Annotated in this window: 9 protein-coding genes and 1 pseudogene; 6 read left to right on the top strand and 4 right to left on the bottom strand. The window is 35.9% G+C overall.

What is annotated here, in order from left to right; all coding sequences use genetic code 11:
• Window positions 1-11: 11 nt before the first annotated feature.
• Window positions 12-2,270, bottom strand: coding sequence for a patatin-like phospholipase family protein (locus tag L0B53_RS02650; protein WP_235058931.1), 2,259 nt, complete (start codon window positions 2,268-2,270; stop codon window positions 12-14).
• A gap of 196 nt (window positions 2,271-2,466) precedes the next feature.
• Window positions 2,467-4,443: a replication initiator protein RctB domain-containing protein gene (locus tag L0B53_RS02645; RefSeq protein WP_235058930.1), complete on the bottom strand. Its 1,977-nt coding sequence runs from the start codon at window positions 4,441-4,443 to the stop codon at window positions 2,467-2,469.
• A gap of 1,421 nt (window positions 4,444-5,864) precedes the next feature.
• On the opposite strand from L0B53_RS02645, the gene L0B53_RS02640 reads away from it, so the two are divergent.
• The 5 genes from L0B53_RS02640 (at window position 5,865) to L0B53_RS02620 (ending at window position 12,210) form a co-directional block, all read left to right on the top strand.
• On the top strand, window positions 5,865-7,085 hold the full coding sequence (locus L0B53_RS02640; RefSeq protein ID WP_235058929.1) for a ParA family protein: 1,221 nt from the start codon (window positions 5,865-5,867) through the stop codon (window positions 7,083-7,085).
• The gene (locus L0B53_RS02635; protein ID WP_235058928.1) at window positions 7,086-8,060 is read left to right on the top strand and encodes a ParB/RepB/Spo0J family partition protein; all 975 of its coding nucleotides are present in this window, start codon (window positions 7,086-7,088) and stop codon (window positions 8,058-8,060) included.
• 231 nt (window positions 8,061-8,291) lie between these two features.
• Window positions 8,292-10,415: a tRNA(Met) cytidine acetyltransferase TmcA gene (locus tag L0B53_RS02630; protein WP_235058927.1), complete on the top strand. Its 2,124-nt coding sequence runs from the start codon at window positions 8,292-8,294 to the stop codon at window positions 10,413-10,415.
• Between the two features lie 425 nt (window positions 10,416-10,840).
• On the top strand, window positions 10,841-11,641 hold the full coding sequence (locus tag L0B53_RS02625; protein WP_235058926.1) for an alpha/beta fold hydrolase: 801 nt from the start codon (window positions 10,841-10,843) through the stop codon (window positions 11,639-11,641).
• Between the two features lie 308 nt (window positions 11,642-11,949).
• Window positions 11,950-12,210, top strand: a complete 261-nt coding sequence (locus L0B53_RS02620; protein ID WP_235058925.1) for a DUF5062 family protein — start codon at window positions 11,950-11,952, stop codon at window positions 12,208-12,210.
• A 187-nt stretch (window positions 12,211-12,397) separates the two neighbouring features.
• Here the strand turns inward: L0B53_RS02620 and L0B53_RS02615 are convergent, their stop codons facing one another.
• Window positions 12,398-12,565: an addiction module component gene (locus L0B53_RS02615; RefSeq protein ID WP_235058924.1), complete on the bottom strand. Its 168-nt coding sequence runs from the start codon at window positions 12,563-12,565 to the stop codon at window positions 12,398-12,400.
• Between the two features lie 494 nt (window positions 12,566-13,059).
• Window positions 13,060-14,012, bottom strand: a pseudogene (locus L0B53_RS02610) (AEC family transporter).
• A gap of 493 nt (window positions 14,013-14,505) precedes the next feature.
• Between L0B53_RS02610 and putA the strand changes: the two are divergent.
• A complete protein-coding gene (gene putA / locus L0B53_RS02605; RefSeq protein WP_235058923.1) occupies window positions 14,506-17,619 on the top strand; it encodes a bifunctional proline dehydrogenase/L-glutamate gamma-semialdehyde dehydrogenase PutA in 3,114 nt (1,037 codons plus the stop codon).

Below are 17,619 nucleotides of genomic sequence, written 5' to 3'. Positions count from 1 at the left end.
CCTAAAATAATTTACAAATAACTGCCTAACTGTAAATAAAGTGAAAAATCACTCTTCTCAGCTTTACCTGCACCAAGAATTAAAGGTCCTAACGGTGTATCAGCTCCAATATATAGGCTTCCTCCCGTTAAACTACTTTCAAAGTCAATCTCGCTAGATTGATTCCAGACTCCACCTTGCTCTATTGACGCACCGACATACAAAGCAGAAGAGAAAAGTCCAAAGTCATACTCTGATATTTGATAACGATAAATAAGTCCTGTTAATATTGAGTATTTACCACTCAATTCATATTGGTGATAACCAGATAGGTTATGCAAACCACCAAGATCTTGGACATAAATGGGTATTATCTCATCAGATTCAGAGCCGCCACCCGAAAGTTTAAATGTTAAGGTATGTTTTTTGTGGCTAAAGGGTTTAATAAATTGTCCGGTATAATATAGAGTTGCATCACTGCTCGTTAAGCCAGCTAATTTAGATTCAACATGAGCATACCCAATTTCAAAATCAATGGATGTTCCACTTGCCGGGAAATACCAATTATTTAAGGTGTCGTAAGTGAAACGTGAATAGCCACCATAACTATTAAAGTCCTGTTTTAGCTCTTCGAAATTTGGTTTCATGTCCCCTGTTTGCCCCTGAATACCAAATGCAAGTTCTCCTGCCATATCCCAATTCCAACCAAACTCAGTATAAACATCCCCAGAATTATAAGAGACATCATCTAATCCAAGAGTATCGAATGGAAGATCAACATCTAGATCATCATTAGCAAAATTAAAATTTCGAACTTCTCGACTCCACGAAATACCTGTACCAAAAAAATAAGTTTGTAGATAGTCTAGTGGAATATAGAAACTGGTTGCGACTTTTTTCCAACTACCAAGTTGTGCTTCTAATTTCCAGTCACCACCTCGTTTTGTGAGATCGGTTAAAGTATATTCAGCACCAATAACATAGTCTGACCGAGTCGAAAGGTCATCTTCAAATGCTAACTTAAAGTTAAGATAGCCTGGTCCCCAACTCTTCTCATTGACATCAATTTTGATGGTTGTTTGATTCGCGTCATCTTCAATAATCTCATAAGTGATTTTTTCAAATAACTCTCGGGCATATAATTTCTGAATTGATGCTTCAATTGACTCTTTAGTTGCAAATGTTTCAGATTTTATCGCAAGCATCTGTTTTAACGCTTCATCACTCATATTTGATTTATTGACAATTTCAATTTTATCAATATAAATTCGATCATTATTAATGATGGCTGAACGGCGGTCTAATTTATGATTTAAATAGTCTTGGTATTCATCTTCACTTAATTGATATTTTAATAAAGAGGGTAATGCCGCTTCTGCAGTTATCACACCTTGTTGATAGGCCTGCTCCATTTTATTAAATTCAGGAGCTGTCATAAATGAGACATTAGGTTTAAGGTAAATATCTTTCTTTGTATCTAACAAGGCTTTTTGTGCATTAGACCCAGCATTAGTCATATGAGTGGTTAACTGATTAACAACTGAAAATGCCGAGTTTAAATCGCCTTTTTCCGCAAGAGAGTCTCGAAGATCTACGGCAATAATAATATCAGCCCCCATCTCTTTAGCCTGATCAACGGGCATATTATTAACAATCCCTCCATCAATCAGTAATTTTCCTTCCCATTCAACCGCTTTTAATGCACCTGGTACTGACATTGAAGCTTGCATTGCAGTTGGTAAGTTTCCGTGATCAAGAACAACAGGCTTAACCGTTGCAATATCTGTCGCAACCGCACGATAAGGAATAGGTAGATCAGAGAAACTGGTAAAGGTAGGAGGATTGTGGGTGGCTTCCCTTAGTAATACAGCCATAGTTTGTCCTTGGACTAGCCCAGTTAATGGTTTAAATTCACCATCAAGACTTAATCCTATGTCCGTATGAAGTTGATAATTATCTTCATCTCGCTTATTTCGCAGTAATCTTTCATTTCTTTTGGCACGATCTTGATAACCACGATTCCAATTAATTGCCATGGTTCGGTCTTTGATTTCATTGGAAGAGAGACCAAGTGCAGCCATACCCCCAACATAAGCCCCCATACTTGTTCCTGTCACAATATCGACGGGAATACGGTTTTTTTCTAAAACTTCAAGAACCCCAATATGTGCAGCACCTTTTGCACCACCACCACTTAACACAACCCCAATTTTTAATCGTTCTTCCGCGAGGGTGTTTTGACAAAAAAAGTATAATGTTAAACTTAATACCGTTCGTTTTATTCTCTTCATATAATCTATTCGATATCCCTATTCCAGACTTGAAATATAGTTAGGAATCTCTTTATCTTCAACATCCTATGTACAAAAACAGACTCGATTAGTAATTTTACCCAATAAAAAACCCTTTAATTGATTCATTAAAGGGTTTTTGTCTCACTTTCTCATCTCGAAAAATAATCAAATATTTTATTTACAGTGTAAATTTCTAGTTCAATGTTGCGATATCATTAAGTGCATCAAGAACCTGTTGATTAATATGTCCTTCATGAATCAATTTTGTGACTTTACGACGTACAGCTAAGCCTGAGATTAATTTTTCTATTGATAAATGATGATCTTGATTTTCTTTATTAAATAATTCGACAGTTTGACTTAATGTTTCATAAGAAATAATTTGTTCTTTAACCTTTAACCAATCTAGTTTCTCGATTAACTGACTAAACTCTTCATTAATTGAAGTAACGGTATGCCCTGTTATAGCTGAAAGAGCGGTAATACTTCGTTCTAGTGCTTGTTCAGAAGTATATTTGGAAAGTGTAATAATTACTTCATCGGCATTAATGATCGCTAAGTGTTTCCGAAGTTTCACTCGACGTCCTAATTTTCCTTTCTTTTTTGTCTCTTGGCGTTTGATGGGTTCAAATTCACCATTAATCACTTCGGAAAGATGATCAAGTTCATGTCGAGGTAATATTTCATTCCTTAATGGATTTGGCATTGTCGGTGCCATCGAGCGTTTACCTGCGTTGGCCGTTTTTGCACGAGAAAAACGAATGACCTCTTCGACATCGACTGTAATATCGACTTGATAATCTCGATTTTTCTTTTCGTTAATCGGAGTAATGATCAAGTGATAACCCCATAGGTTTACCGCAAATGTATCATCGCTGACTCGATCTTTTGCTAACTTACGCAGCTCTCGTAAAAGATCTAAAGAAAAACGACGCCAATCAATTCCCCTTGCTAGTTTTTGGTTAAGTTCACTTAATAGCATTACACTATTATGACGACGAGCCATACGGCTTCTGAAGAAGGAATATAGTTGAAAGACTAATGGATGCTGACGTAAAATTTCTGGTGGAAATAGGAAAAAGTAATCTCGAGTTAAAAGCTCATCAAAAAACGAAGGCTCCCATACTAGAATATAAAGATTAGGTTTGATCTTGATCTCGCCACGATCATCTTCAGTAGGAGCTTCATCAGATGCGGTGATCGTTCTAGCTAAAAAGCGGAAACGATCACTTTTGAAACCTTCAGGCATATTTTCACTTAACCAACGACCCGTTAACTCATGAAGTTGGAAGTCGGTATATTCAATACGATCAATACTTTCACGAATCGCATCACGTGCTGGTCCACTATCTTTTTTGCCACGTAACGCTAAGATATCCGTAATGTATGCAGGTGTTTTATTTCCCATAACACGTGAACGTAATTCATAATCTTCCACATGATGATCATGGTATTGGACGGTCAAAGTAAATAGCGCAAATAACGTCATCATATCATCTAATGTCATAATTGATTTTGATGATCGAGTTTCGATAATAGCTTTAGTTCCACTGATTGCAACCATTGCTTTTTGGTAACTACGACGGGTACGTGGTGGAGCTAATGCTTGATCTATAATTCCAGCCCAACTGGTGGGTGAAACGACAAATTGATCAACTTCATCTAACATTGCTGGTGGTGTACCTAGCCCATGTTCTGTTAACAGCCTCTTATTTACATGGGTTTGAGCTAATGCCTTAGATTTTTTTTGTTTCTTTTGTTCAATATGTTTATCGCTGGTAAGTGCAGTCACGCCTAACGTTGTTACTAAATGATTTGGATTTACAAATCGGTTTAACATACTACGGCCAGCTAAACCTTGTTCAAACCGAATAGGGTGTTGTGAGAATAATCCAATATTAACAGCTGTTCTTAAACGTTGTTGGATTGCAGCACGTGTTAATTTGCCATCTGTAGCATTCACAAGATCAGTGGTTGATACCATGCCATCTTTTGAAGACATACCTTGCAGAGAAATTAAGTTCATCAATTCAATGATACTTTTTGTCACACCTTTAAAGTGTTGGTATTGAGATAACCAATCAACAATAGAGCCTTGTATCTCAAAGAGATGTCCATCTTTATGATTTCTAGGTGATGGTATAAGTAATTTTTCTTGATTACTTTTCACTGTATTCCCTACATTCGTTTATCATTAGCCGTAAAATTAGTATGTTTCCATAATAGAATAAAATATTTAATGAAAGAAAGAAAGATCTATTTGTTGTTATTTTTAAAACTGATCTTTTGTTTAAGTTGATCTTATTGATATATATGATTATATGATCCAGCTGAAATTACTGCTGTAACGTGCTGATAATTATGGGTTTATAATAACAGGTAAGCAGAAGCATGATCAACATTGGAGTGGAGCTATGATCAACAACGTACCGCAACAATGATCACTTCTATATAGAAACATGATCATCTAATGATAGAAACTATGATCATACTGAATAAGAACAATGATCAAGTATACCTCACTCTTTACCCACAGATTTATCCACAGATTGGTGCTGGTATTTGTTATTTATACTCTTTTATAACTTAAAACAATGAGAAAAATTGAATAAACGCATGTTATGTTGATTTTTTGTTATGGTTTACTTTTTATCTGAAACGGTGATCAAGGAATTCTTATTATGATTGTTAAATTTATTCTGATTTCTAATATAGATCTAAATACAGGAAGCATGATCATCATAATTTTATCGTTATTGATTATTTCGTATGATCTTATGTTTCCTACTTTAGTCAAAGATCATCAATCAAACAAACATTTACCGTACTTTATCGTCGATTTCACATGTTTCCGTTGATTTACATCGTCATTTGAATTGACTTAATTTTGATCATTGTTTCGTTTGTTTTTGTTTTCTAATATTATACTCTATTTTAAATAGTACTTGATCATCGTTCCTAATATCCAGAATGATGATCATGGTGGATAAATCCATGTGTTGAGTTTGATTATTTTCTTATCTTCTTGATCATTGTTCTGTGATTTTATTTAAAACAGCAATTTATTTATTGGTTTATTTTATTTTTGTTATAGAACGATGATCATGATTGTGTTTTTCTCATTGATAGTAACAAGTGAATTAAGTTTCATGATACCTTTATACTCAAAGCCGCTTGGTTGTTAGTTCTATGGGTTCATTCGTTTATCGGTTATTAATCACTCTTATTATTGTAGGTATAGTTACTTAACTTTTAACTTCTAATGAAGCCTCAGTTTTATTGAGTGTTGTCTATCTTAATGATTAATTAGAATGCCAAATTGATATTAATATCACTATTTTTTAATCATTGAAGTTGAAATCACATAAGCCGTAAATTTTCACCCATCTTACACTGTTCCGGTGTTTTTCTAATTTACAATGTAAAAAAGTGACAACGTAACATTTTATTTTTTGTAGGCTTTCAATGTAATATGCTACCTTATTTCATTAATTTTTTTGATATAAATCTCATTAATGTTCAGCGTTTTGTTGTTAATGTGATTTTTTGCTGTACAATTATATATAACTTAATCAATGATGAAAAAGAGCTATGGATAGATTAAAGACAATTGAAAATCTTCATACTATTGCTGAACAAACTAAACAAGTTCAAAGTGATCGTATTGAAATCGTCATGGAAGAGAGAAAAGATGTCCTGTTTCCACCTATGTCAAAAGCGATGATGGAAACTCGCTCTGGATTAACACGACGTAAATTAGATGATGCTATCAGTCGAATGGAAAAAGAGGGGCATAAGTTTACCAAAAATAATGCTAATCATTATTCGATTACTCTAGATGAAGCACATCAACTGATGAGTTCAGCAAATGTTCCTGCTTTTCATCAGCGTCATAAAGATAAAAAACATAAACCTTGGGTTGTTAATGTTCAAAATCAGAAGGGTGGAACTGGTAAGTCGATGTCAGCCGTTCACGTTGCGGCCTCTTTAGCTTTAAATCTTGAAAAGCGTTACCGTATTTGTCTTATAGATTTAGATCCTCAAGGCTCTTTACGTCTTTTTTTAAACCCTTCGATTAGTGTACAAGGGCAAGATACTATCTACTCTGCAGTCGATGTGATGCTAGACAACGTTCCTGAAGAGATTGAAACATCTAAGCAATTTTTGATGGATAATGTACTGCTTCCAACCCAATACCCTAATCTTAAAACGATTGCTGCATTTCCTGAAGATGCGATGTTTAATGCCGAATCTTGGCAAAATCTCGCTTTAAATCAGTCATTAGATCTCGTGCGATTACTCAAAGAAAAGGTCATTGATCCGATTGCAGATGAGTTTGATATCATCATGATTGATACGGGTCCCCATGTCGATCCACTGGTTTGGAATGCAATGTATGCTTCTAATGCACTTATTATTCCGTGTGCTGCAAAACGTTTAGATTGGGCTTCAACGGTTAATTTCTTTCAACATTTACCGACTGTATATGAGATGTTCCCTGATGATTGGCCAGGCTTAGCTTTTGTTAGATTAATGCCAACCATGTTTGAAGATGATAATAAAAAGCAAGTCGCAGTATTAACCGAAATGAATTATCTACTTGGTGATCAAGTTATGATGGCCACGATCCCTCGTAGTCGAGCTTTTGAGACTTGTGCTGATACATACAGCACTGTATTTGACTTAACAGCGGGCGATTTTGAAGGCGGAAAGAAAACACTTTCAACGGCACAAGAAGCCGTTCAGCGAGTTGCGCTAGAATTTGAAAGGGTTATGCACAGTCATTGGTCAAAGATAACGGAGAAAGTATAAATGGCAATTAAAACGGCAGATTTAAATGCCCGCCTATTTGGCAAAACCAACAAGCGAAAAGCAACGACACCAGCTGAAGCACAACAAGCCGTTCAAGACAAAGCTTCTGTTATTGAATTAGCCATCGCAGGTGAGCAGAGTGTTGGTTTTGAACTTATTACTGTTAAAGCTGATGAAATTGCCAATAAAACGACGGTATTTGCAGAAAATGCTCGTGAACAAGCTTTTTTAAATGAACATGCTTTGGCTGATATTTTAGTTACTTTAAAAGATAAAGGACAACAATATCCTGCGATTGGTCGCTGGTTAGATGATGGTACGATAGAGGTTCTTGATGGCAGCCGTCGTCGTATGTCTTGTATCCTTTCTCATAATGATTTTCTGATCTACGTTGCGAAAGGAATTACTACAAAACACGCTAAATTCCTTTCTGATGTCGCTAATGCCCATAAACCTTTATCGCTCTTTGAGCGAGGTAAGGAGATGCAAAGCATGTTGGATCGTGGGGATGTTATTGATCAAAAACAACTGGCTAAAGTTTTTCAATGTAATGAAGCTATTGTGAGCGGTGCGTTAAAAGCTGCTGCATTACCTTTGGCGTTGTTAAAAGCTTACCCAAGTGTTGCTGAGTTAGGTCGTCCAACGATGGTTAGACTTCATAAACTTTATTACTCTTTGACTCAAGAACAGCAGGCTCAGCTTATCGACCAATTACAAGAGCGTGAGCAACCATTTTGGCATTATGTTGATGTCCAAGGTATTAGTCGAATGACCCGAGAGGTCACTCAACGCATTGAGTACTTTATCGAATCCTTGCAGCCAAGCGAGCCTCAAACAACGACTAAAACTAGTCAGCTTATTTCTGGACGAGCGAATTATCATCGACAAGGTAGTAATTTGAATCTCAATCTTAAACAAGTGAATGACCAACAGATGTCACAAATCCTTGCGTATGTTAAGGATCTACTCCATTAGATTACTCATCAATTATCTTATTCACTGTTTTAATTAAAGGTCGCGTTTGCGACCTTTTTGGTCTCTATACCCAAAGAAATTGGAGTTGCTAATAGGCGACAAGTGAAAGAGACCCCATGAGTATAGATGTTCTATATGATTGGGCGAATGAACGACGTCAACAACCTAGTCGCTTCAAGTAAAAAGGGGATATGTTATGATAAAGCTCAGAATCAATGAATGGAACGTACCGTGACAACCTTATTTCAACAGATAAAAAAGCAGAACAATGAATTTCGGATTCGACGTTTAATCGTTTTAAAAGGTGATTTAGCTTGGGCTTCTCATCTCATTGAACAACAGATTGCCCCTCTTTATGATAATTTACTTTGGGTTGGTGAACATTCTATCTCTTCGATTTCATCTATATCGAATAAACAGGTAAGAAAAACACTAGGTCAAGAATTTGAAGCTGTTATCTACAATAGTTATTCAGGGTTTTGTGCCGACAGTTTTGGTGCTATCTCTGGTACGATTAAAGCGGGCGGTAATCTCTTTTTAATTTTTCCAGCTGATGTCAGTACGTTTATCGATCCAGAGTTAACTCGTTGGAATTATCGTGACCATCAAAAGCACAGTTCTTTTCTACAATGGATTGAAAGCCACTTCTTTTCTAACAATACTATTGTTATTGAACAACACTCACATTTACCTGCCTTCACGCCTTTAAATATTCATTCTGCATCCCATCTTATTAGTGAACAAATTGCAATAACCGAGGATCAATCTAAAGCGATTGAGGCAATAAAAAAGGTGGTAACCGGGCATCGACGTCGTCCTCTTATTTTGACTGCTGATAGAGGGCGAGGTAAGTCCTCTTCTTTAGGGTTAGCCCTTGCAGAGCTTATTCAAGTCCGCCCTCTTGCTGTGATTTTATCTGCGCCTCAATTGAATTCTGTCGAGAAAGTTTTTTATCATTTGATTGCCCAAGAGGGTGGGGAGATGGTGACTCGGAATATATGGACAAATGGTCATTCGACGGTTGAGTTTATTGTGCCTGATTTACTGCATCAAACCTTGCCTAATGCCGATTTAGTTCTTATTGATGAAGCTGCTGCTGTACCTGTTTCTCTACTTATCCATCTTGTTCAACATTATAGCCGAATGGTCTTTAGCTCGACTGTACATGGATATGAAGGTGCCGGACGAGGGTTTGCTATCAAGTTTAAACAAAGTCTAAAAACCATCGCACCTCAAGCTCGATTTCTTCATCTTGATGAACCTATTCGTTGGCAGAAAGATGACCCTTTAGAAAAATGGACGTTTAATGCTTTATTGCTTCGTGCTGAGGTCGATAATTCATTGATCATAGAGCCAACAGACTTTCAAACTGACGAGTTAATTATTACTCAATTAAGTACTAATGGCCTAATACAACAACCTCAACTTCTCTCTTCTATTATGGGGCTACTTGTGACCGCGCATTATCAAACTTCACCTTCTGATTTACGTCAGCTTTTGGATGGTGAAGGTGTTAACTTAATTATCGCTAAATTTGGTCAACGCTTAGTCGGTTGTTTATTATTTGTTGAAGAAGGCAATCTATCTCTCTCGCTCTCTGAGAGCATTGCTGAAGGGAAGAGACGAGTTAAAGGACATCTTATCGCTCAATCACTCGCTCTACACGCTTATGAGCCTCAGGCTGCGATTTTGAAGAGTTATCGAGTATTACGACTGGCAGTGAATCCTTTATTACAACAAAAGGGGATTGGTTCTCAGCTTCTATCGGCTTTATCTCAAATTTCGACACAGCAGCAAGTTGATTTTATCAGTACAAGTTTTGGTGCTACATCTGAGTTAATGCAATTCTGGCGTAAAAATTCGTTTTCCATCGTTAGATTAGGTTTTCAACGCGATGTCACTAGTGGTTGTTATTCAGCGCAAGTTATTCAGTCTCTATCTCAAACCAGTTCACGGTTGTTTCATCATCTTAATACTGGTTTTTATCGTAATTTCTCTTATCAATTACCTCATGTCTATTCTAATTTGACCGCGAATCTTGTCGCTAATATTTATCAACAACGCTTTATTACCCCTGATACTGATATGTCCCTCTACAGCTTAACTAAAGATGAATTAAGGGAGGTTGAACTATTTTCTAAAGGAAAACTTGGCTTCGACACCGTTGTCGGCTCTGTGACAACTTGGTTAATTGTTTTATTGTTTACACGTCCTATATTTAATCAAGCATTAAGCGTTCTTATTGATAAAGTGTTACTCAATCATTCATGGGATACTTTAGGCGAACGTTATCATTTCTCTGGAAAAAAATCCGGAATAGATTTACTCCGTCTATCTGTTCAGCCGTTTTTATGACTGAATATTTACACTGTAAATTGACATCTTATCTCAGTTTTTTCTTAATATGGTTGATATAAAAATTTACAGTGTAAATTACAACATTATAAATCGATGCCATGACCCAAAAGTACTTAAGCCTTGTTCTTTGATTTACACTGTAAATTAGTTTACTTCTATTAAATATCAAGCTAACAACGCTAGAACGGCTTATAAAATTTCAATCATTGAGTGTTAATGTCATTCATTGTTGTGAACACGCTCTTCTTAATTGAGTGTTTATTAAAAATTTGAATGAAAATTCGTCGTCCTTTAAGTGAGTAGGGAATTGGTGTTAGTTCACGTTGTTACTAATTAAGTGATGTGTGCTATTTGCTTTATAATGGGTAATTGTTACTATCGGAACAGAAAACGGAATATGTCGAATAGGATAATTATAAAAAATGACCAGTGATATTTTGCATCATAAAATTTATCAGCGCCCTGATTGTGATAATTGGGTTGTGTTTGTGCATGGTGCTGGTGGGAGTTCTTCAATTTGGTTCAAACAGATTAAAGAGTATAAAAAGCATTTTAATATTCTGCTTGTTGATCTTCGAGGCCATGGTGGTTCGGCAAATTTAGTTCATGATATTTTTAAGAAGAAATATACTTTTTCAGCCATTAGTGATGACATTATACGTTTATTAGATTATTTAAATATAAAGGTGGCTCATTTTATTGGAATGTCATTAGGGACCATTGTGATTAGAGCTATCGCTGAAAATCATCCTGAGAGAGTGAAAAGCATGGTATTAGGAGGCGCAATCACGCGATTGGATAGCCGATCTGAGATATTAATTAAGCTTGGACACTATTGTAAAGATTGGGTTCCCTATATGTGGCTTTATAAACTTTTTGCTTACATTATTATGCCGAAATCTACGCATAAAGAGTCTCGTCATCTTTTTATCAAAGAAGCAAAAAAACTGTGCCAGAAAGAATTTAAACGATGGTTCAAATTAGCAACTGAAGTTAACCCGATAATGAAGGTCTTTAAAGAACGAGAGTTGGCTATTCCAACGCTCTATATTATGGGTACTGAAGATTATATGTTTTTAAAGCCAGTTAAAGATATGGTGGCAAAACACCGCCTAAGTTACTTATCAGAAATTCCTGATTGCGGTCATGTTTGCAATATAGATAAACCGGATGAGTTTAACAGTTATTCAATTGATTTTATTCAGCGTCATCGTGTCATTTAATTAAAGCGTATAAAATTAGATTTTTCTCAACTATTTTATACCCATCTTACTTGGAGCTGCTAGATTGTTGACTGCGTTAATTCGCCCCAATCATACATTCATGGGATCTCATTCACTTGTCGCCAGCTCGCAACTCCAATTACTTTAGGTATAGCTAAATCTTTAAGTCGATATTTGATAAGCCTGTTTTATCATTAATTTTATGAGTTAGAATAATTTACACTGTAAATTGGATTGATAAACTCTTTTGACTGATGTTGAAATATGAATATAAAAATTAAGAATTGAATTAAGCTAAGGATCGATAAATGAAAAAACATAAGAATGAAGCAAAATTACTCAAAAAAGCATTAGAGTTAGGTTTTAGTTTTGCTAAACAGCAAGGCTTTGATAATTTAGAGCGAGGCGTTTCTTCTACAGATAGAGTTGAATGCATTTATCGCATGTTGGTGAAGTATAAGCAGATCACACCATTAGCAACAGATAAAGAAGATGGTGTTAATATGAAGCATAAATTAGTACTGTGGATTATACGTTTATTACCTGAAGACCATGAATTGCTTAATTAGCTTATCCCCTTAATACTTAAAAAAGATCGATCAGATTTTAATCGTCATATGTATTCAAATGTTTTTGGCTGTGGTTTCGTCACTAAACCTTGTTAACTTTTCGATAATGGTTGAGTTAAATATTGAGACAATAAAAAAGCAGCGTTAATCGCTGCTTTTTTTATTTAAATTTAAGTGTCGAAAAAGATTAACGCTTTTCGTTAGATTGAATAATAGAAACGCCTTCTGGGTGACGAATTGCTAATGCTCTTTCCGCTACAGTTAATGAAGCTAATTCATTATCTGCATTAATACTGTACTTACAAGGAACATCATAATATGGGTGTACTACGTAGGTAATCGTAAAATTTTTCATTCTTCAATCCAAACATTAATCAAAAGTAAATTCTGTCGCTATTTTAAGACTGAAAATAAAATACAAAATTGATCTGACACGGTATTTTGTCAAAATTTTTATAATCGAAATATTTAACTTGTGAAATAGGCAGAAGAATTTAGATTTAGAATGCTAACGTTTTAAAATATAAGTAATAAAATTATTTTTGAGTATTGATTTGTGATGGTTACAAATTTGGAAAATAGGATTACTCAAGTGAAGCTTATTGATTTGTCTATAATAGCAAAGCATGTCGAGCATCTATACCCATGGGGCTCACTCATCTACCGACTGTACCCCCTTCATACTTGAAGCTGCTAGGTTGTTGACGGTGTTTATTCGCCCCAATCATATAGAACATCTATACTCATGGGGTCTCATTCACTTGTCGTCTACTAGCAACGACAATTACTTTGGGTATATATAATTATTCACTGACCATATACTAATAATTTCATTTATTTTGAAATCGGTTAGATGAGTTGAAATGTAGAAAGAATAGTTAAGCCTAAACTACTGGTAATGATTGAAAATAACGTTGTCAGTGCAATAATATTAGCCGCTAAAGTTGCATTCCCCCCATTGCTTTTGCCATGACATAACTTGCCGCCGCTGTGGGAGCTGAACTCATTAAAAAAATAATTCCTAAATCAATCCCTGTAAAACCATATAAGTATCCGCCTAAAGTAATCAATATCGGTGCAAAAATTAAACGGTTTAACGATGAAAAATAAGTACTACGTGAATCTAAACGCAATTGAGAAAAATTTAGCGAACCACCGGTACATATTAATGCTAAAGGTAGCGTCATTCGTGCCAGATAATCTCCTGCATGAATAATAGAGTAGGGCAATGATACTTCAACAGATTTGACAAAAAATCCCAAAGTAATGCCAATAATGAGCGGGTTTTTTATAATAGAAAGAAACATCAACTTGATAGTATTGAGCTTATTCTTACTTTGTTTACTTAAAGTAATAACGGCTAGAATATTATAAGTTACCGTTATTGCCGCAACATAAATAGCCCCTAGCGCAATCCCATTCTCCCCATAAGTATTGGCAACATACGCGAGACCAATAATTCCGCTATTCGCACGAAAACCACCTTGAATAACAACACCTCGATCTTTTCTTTCTTTTATAAAAGATCGACTGATGAAGGTTAATAGAATAAAAAATAAGATATTCGCAAAAATGGCATAGCTAATTAACGAGCTACTATTGAAGGTTGATAGATCGGATTTAATAATGCCAAGGAAAAGTAAGATAGGTAAGGAGACTTTAAATACTAACTTAGACGCGATATCAATAAAGTGTTGGTCAATAAAGTTAACTCTCTTTAAAAAGATACCAAGTAATAACATGATACAGATTGGCCCTGTAACAGAAAAAGAAAACAACAAATTAGAGAGGAAAAGATCCATTTATAATAGCTCCATTGATGATCATCTTTTCGTAAAAATGATCAAGAGATGATCTTTAGTAAGATCAGGCTGAAAGTTAGGCAATATTCTTGATATATACTTGATCATCGTTCTGAAAATAACAAGAAAACAGGATCATTTTTATCATTCAATTTTAAATATAAATCGGGAAGAGAAATACAATCAAGTATAAGTATATGATATTAAACATTTAATGTAATTATTTTTAATAATGATTAATTGTCTATTTTACTATTCCTTAAAAAAATCAAATGGAAAAATTGAGTTAACACTTGCCGTAAACTGAAACAACTTGATCATAGTTCCCTTTTAAAGCCGTATCAAATTTAGCACGCTGAAAAGGTTTAATTATTGATAAATCATAGGATTAAGTGTATTAATGTGGATTAACGTTAAATAAAAATAAAAACATGTAAAAACTAAGTAATTAAAGGTTGTTTAATTGCTTTTATTGTATGAAAGAGGAATTCATATGTTTAATCCGATTGAAGTCATGGATCCAAAAATAGTCACTCAACCCTTAGATCAACTTTGGCAGCAGATCTCGCCACTTTATTGTGTTGATGAATCTGATTTTTTAAAACGGTTGATTCCACTCGCTGAGGTTAGTGCTTCACTAAACAGCAAAACGGAAGAGACGGCAGCAAAATTGATCACTTTAGTCCGTGAAGATGATAAAGCGGTTCAAATGATTGATGCTTTATTGCTGGAATATAGCTTAGATACTAAAGAAGGTATCTTATTGATGTGTCTTGCTGAAGCATTAATGAGAATCCCTGACAATGCCACTGCGGATGCATTGATTAAAGATAAACTCTCCGTTGCTGACTGGAAAGCGCATTTAAAAAATTCAGAATCACTTTTTGTTAATGCTTCTACATGGGGGCTGATGTTAACAGGGAAGGTGATAAACCTCGATGTCAATGAAGATGGTCAATCAAATAGTGTTATCAATCGATTAGTCAATAAAATGTCTGAGCCTGTTGTCCGCCAAGCGATGAATCAGGCGATGAAAATTATGGGGCATCAATTTGTTTTAGGTCAAACTATGGTTGAAGCCATGAAGAATGGTCAACGGAACATTGATCAAGGTTATCAATATTCATTTGATATGTTGGGTGAGTCAGCACTGACTCAATCTGATGCGAATAAATATTATACTGAATATCAAAATGCAATAAAAAGCATTGGTACTCGCACTGACAGCGTTAAGCCAACGATTTCTATTAAGTTATCTGCCCTTCATCCTCGTTATGATGTTTCTAATCGTCAACGTGTATTAACCGAGATGTTTGATGCTGTAAAAGCGTTAATAATCTTAGCGAGAGAAAAGGGAGTTGGCATTACGATTGATGCTGAAGAGTCTGACCGTTTAGAGCTTTCTCTTGAGTTGTTCAAAAAGCTGTATCAAGATCCTGCTTGCCAAGGTTGGGGAAAGTTTGGTTTAGTGGTTCAAGCCTACTCAAAACGAGCTCTTCCAGTATTAGCCTGGCTAGCTGCATTAGCGAAACAACAAGGTGATGTTATTCCGCTTCGTCTGGTTAAAGGGGCGTACTGGGACAGTGAAATTAAGCTTTGCCAACAAAAAGGGATTTCTGGCTACCCTGTCTTCACTCGAAAAGAGGCGACAGATACCTCTTATATCGCTTGTGCAACCTTTTTACTTTCTGACCATGTGAAAGGATTGATTTATCCTCAATTTGCTAGTCATAATGCCCATACTGTTGCGACGATTATCTCTGTAGCGCGTCATCAAGAATTTGAATTTCAACGCTTACATGGAATGGGAGACTCTCTCTATAAACATGTACTTCAACACTATGAAAATCATGTTCGTATTTATGCGCCTGTTGGTAATCATAAAGATTTACTTCCCTATCTTGTTCGTCGTTTGCTTGAGAATGGCGCGAATAGCTCCTTTGTTCATCGCCTTGTTGATGCTGAGTGTCCGATTAGTGAATTGACGGAAAGCCCGCTATTAAAACTACAAAAAAACCAATATTTACATAACGATAAAATCGTGTTGCCAAAGGATATATTTTCTCCTGAACGAGTTAACTCAAAAGGAATGAATATTGAGATCGAGTCCGAATGGAATGACTTTAACGCGCAATTGACACCTTGGATGGATCATCATTGGAAAGCTTCTCCCTTGATCATCGGTTCGGAAGTGTCAACGTTAAATAAGATGATTACCGCACCTTATGATCATGATCTCATTATTGGTGAGATCAACTTTAGTTCAAACGATCAGGTGGAACGATCTTTGTTGAATGCAACACACGCTTTTGACGATTGGCAAAAAACACCGGTTGAACAACGTGCCAGTTATCTAAATCAGTTAGCCGATCTTTTAGAAGATAATTGGTATGAATTGATTGCACTTTGCCATCGTGAAGCGGGCAAAACTATACAAGATAGTATTGATGAGATCAGAGAAGCTGTGGATTTTTGTCGATATTACGCGAATCAATCCGAGCTTATCTTTTCAAAAGGTAAAGAAGTTGAATTATTTGATGGCACGACTCGAATTTTCAATCGAACAGGCCAAGGTGTTTTTGTCTGTATTAGTCCATGGAATTTCCCATTAGCGATATTTTTAGGGCAAGTAACCGCGGCACTTGTGGCAGGTAATACCGTTATTGCTAAAGCTGCGGAGCAAACAAGTTTAATTGCTCATCGTGCAATAGAGTTGCTTTATCAGACGGGCATTCCTAAAGAGGTGATTCAATTTGTGCCAGGTACTGGTGTTGACGTTGGTGCTAAATTAGTGAAAGACCGTCGAGTTGCTGGTGTTGTTTTCACTGGATCAACGGAAACAGCACAACAGATAAACCAGACATTAGCATTAAGAGATTCAGATAATATTGCGACCTTTATCGCTGAAACGGGTGGGCAAAATGCCATGATTGTCGATAGTACTGCATTGCCAGAACAAGTGGTTCGTGATGTTGTGCATTCTGCTTTTGCATCAGCAGGCCAGCGCTGTTCTGCATTACGTGTTCTATTTGTTCAAGAGGATATTATTGATCGCATCACAACTTTAATTGAAGGTGCAATGAACGAGTTATCGATTGGTTTACCTTACCTTCATAAAACCGATATTGGACCCGTTATTGATGCAACTGCCAAAGATAAATTACAAACCCATATTGATGTGATGAAACAAAAAGGGCATTTAATTGCAGAATCTGAGCTATCTCAAATTTGTGATAAAGGCTATTTTGTTGCACCGACTGCCTTTGAAATTCCTGATTTATCATATTTAAGTCGAGAAAACTTTGGTCCTGTCTTGCATCTGATCCGTTTTAAAGGCGGAGATATTGATAAAGTCATTAAACAAATTAATCAAAGTGGTTTTGGGTTAACTTTGGGCGTTCATAGTCGAATCGAAAGCCGTTACCTTCATATTGCAGAGCAAGCTAAAGTGGGGAATTGCTACGTTAACCGAGATCAAATTGGCGCGGTTGTTGGTGTTCAACCGTTTGGCGGACAGGGATTATCAGGCACAGGTCCTAAAGCCGGTGGTCCACATTATCTTTACCGTTTCAGCCAAGATCAGATAATTGATCCTGTTAACTCATAA

Source organism: Vibrio sp. SS-MA-C1-2 (assembly GCF_021513135.1).
In the GTDB taxonomy this organism is placed as follows: domain Bacteria; phylum Pseudomonadota; class Gammaproteobacteria; order Enterobacterales; family Vibrionaceae.
This window is presented reverse-complemented; position numbering and strand designations above follow the sequence as displayed.

Bases quoted from the DNA above. Each gene is read 5' to 3' on its own strand.
- L0B53_RS02650 (WP_235058931.1), bottom strand. From the start codon at position 2,270: ATGAAGAGAATAAAACGAACGGTATTAAGTTTAACATTATACTTTTTT.
- L0B53_RS02640 (WP_235058929.1), top strand. From the start codon at position 5,865: ATGGATAGATTAAAGACAATTGAAAATCTTCATACTATTGCTGAACAA.
- L0B53_RS02635 (WP_235058928.1), top strand. From the start codon at position 7,086: ATGGCAATTAAAACGGCAGATTTAAATGCCCGCCTATTTGGCAAAACC.
- L0B53_RS02625 (WP_235058926.1), top strand. From the start codon at position 10,841: ATGACCAGTGATATTTTGCATCATAAAATTTATCAGCGCCCTGATTGT.
- L0B53_RS02620 (WP_235058925.1), top strand. From the start codon at position 11,950: ATGAAAAAACATAAGAATGAAGCAAAATTACTCAAAAAAGCATTAGAG.
- L0B53_RS02615 (WP_235058924.1), bottom strand. From the start codon at position 12,565: ATGAAAAATTTTACGATTACCTACGTAGTACACCCATATTATGATGTT.
- putA (WP_235058923.1), top strand. From the start codon at position 14,506: ATGTTTAATCCGATTGAAGTCATGGATCCAAAAATAGTCACTCAACCC.